At 65.3% G+C, this 2097-nt stretch carries 3 protein-coding genes; all 3 read left to right on the top strand.

Annotation, left to right across the window (positions count from 1 at the left end):
* Window positions 1-313: IclR family transcriptional regulator C-terminal domain-containing protein (locus DBR22_RS07260; protein WP_219928084.1), on the top strand; the 313-nt coding region annotated here is incomplete at its 5' end.
* Between the two features lie 138 nt (window positions 314-451).
* Entirely contained in the window at window positions 452-1585 is a 1134-nt protein-coding gene (locus DBR22_RS07255; protein ID WP_108598451.1) for a cupin domain-containing protein, read from the top strand.
* Window positions 1582-2097, top strand: a 516-nt coding sequence (locus tag DBR22_RS07250) for a fumarylacetoacetate hydrolase family protein (protein ID WP_146187420.1), incomplete at its 3' end; no start/stop codon positions are given. The genes DBR22_RS07255 and DBR22_RS07250, both read left to right, overlap by 4 nt.

Below are 2097 nucleotides of genomic sequence, written 5' to 3'. Positions count from 1 at the left end.
GCTCTTCCGCAGCAACAATGCAGAGATCGGCGGAGACACGATCCCCGCTGCCGAGTACCCGGCGTTTCTGCGTGAGCTGGAGTCCATCCGCAGTAACGGCTTCGCCGCCAATTTCGAAGGTACCGAAGAGGGAGTGAGTGCATTGGGCATCGCCCTGCACAACCGTCACAGGCATGTTGTGGGTGCGCTCAGCGTTGCCACCCCCGCCACAAGGTTCCGGAAGGTCTTCGATGCCGGACTGGTCGGTGCACTGCGGGAAACCAGCCGGCAGCTGGAGATCGATATCGCGGCCAATCCGGCTGATGCGGAATGAGCCCCCGCAGGAGAACAAGCCACTAATTCTGACCAGCAGAATATGTTGGGGGTCACACACTCAGGTCCGTAAAGTCGGACTACGCCGAAGTGCCGTTTTGACCCACAGAAATACTGTTTGACCTTGAAGGAGGCCGACGTGTCCATCAGCGCCGAGAACACGACCCATGAATCAGTGGCCGCGGGGCAGGCTCTTCCTGAGCCGACGCCCGAAGAGGCCGCCCAGCTCAAGGAGCTGTACCGGGATTTTGACCGTGAGAACCTGATCCCGTTGTGGACCGAAATCGCGGACCTTATGCCGATGGTGCCGTCGCCGAAGGCGGTGCCGCATGTGTGGCGCTGGAGCGACCTGTACCCGCTGGCCGCGCGTGCCGGGGATCTGGTGCCGGTGGGCCGTGGCGGGGAACGCCGTGCCATTGCCCTGGCTAACCCGGGCCTGGGAAACACCCCGTACGCCACCCCCACCCTGTGGGCTGCGATCCAGTACCTGGGCGCCCGGGAAACCGCCCCGGAGCACCGCCACTCCCAGAACGCGTTCCGGTTCGTGGTCGAGGGCGAAGGCGTCTGGACCGTGGTGAACGGTGACCCGGTACGCATGTCCCGTGGCGATTTCCTGCTGACCCCGGGCTGGAACTTCCACGGCCACCACAACGATACTGACGAGCCGATGGCCTGGATCGACGGGCTGGACATCCCGTTCGTGCATTACGCCGACGCCGGGTTCTTCGAGTTCGGCACCGAGCGCGTCACGGACGAAGCCACCCCGCACATCTCCCGCTCCGAGCGGCTCTGGGCCCACCCGGGCCTGCGTCCGCTCTCGGGCCTGGATGACACCACCAGCTCCCCCATCGCGGCGTACCGGTGGGAATACACCGACCGCGCCCTGACCGAGCAGCTGCTCCTGGAGGATGAGGGTCACCCGGCCACTGTTTCCCAGGGCCACGCGGCCGTTCGCTTCACCAACCCCACCACCGGCGGTGACGTGATGCCCACCATCCGGGCCGAGTTCCACCGTTTCCGTGACGGCGCCGCCACCGAGCCTGTCCGTGAGGTCGGCTCCAGCGTCTGGCAGGTCTTCGAAGGCCGCGGCAGCGTGGTGCTCAACGGCGAAACCAGGAACCTGGAAAAGGGCGACCTCTTCGTGGTCCCGTCCTGGGCCGAATGGTCCCTGCAGGCCGAAACCGGCTTCGACCTCTTCCGCTTCAGCGACGCCCCCATTTTTGAACGGCTGAACTTTAACCGCACCTACACCGAAGGACGCAAGAACGCATGAGACTCCTCACCCTCCGCACCGCCGAAGGCACCAAGGCTGTCCGCCAGGACGGCGACACCCTGACCGAGATCGACGGGTTCTCCGACGTCGGAGCCCTCCTGAAGGATCCGGCCTGGGAGACCATCGCCGCCGCCGCCAAGGGCGCCACCCACCCCCTCGAAGGCGCAGACCTCGACGCCGTAGTTCCAGCACCGGGCAAGATCATCTGCGTAGGCCACAACTACCGCAACCACATCAAGGAAATGGGCCGGGAAGTCCCCGAGTACCCCACCCTGTTCGCCAAGTACGCCGAATCCCTGATCGGCCCCAACGATGACCTGGCCCTCCCCCAGGAATCGGACACCGTGGACTGGGAGTCCGAACTCGCCGTCGTCATCGGCAAGACCGGCCGCCGGATCTCCGAAGCGGACGCCGCAGACCACATCGCCGGGTACGCCGTGCTGAACGACGTCTCCATGCGCGACTACCAGTTCCGCACCATCCAGTGGCTCCAGGGCAAGACCTGGGAGAAG

It is taken from the genome of Arthrobacter sp. HMWF013 (genome assembly GCF_003061105.1).
In the GTDB taxonomy this organism is placed as follows: domain Bacteria; phylum Actinomycetota; class Actinomycetes; order Actinomycetales; family Micrococcaceae; genus Arthrobacter.
The sequence above is the reverse complement of the archived record's forward strand: the minus strand, read 5'-3'. Positions and strand labels throughout refer to the sequence as shown.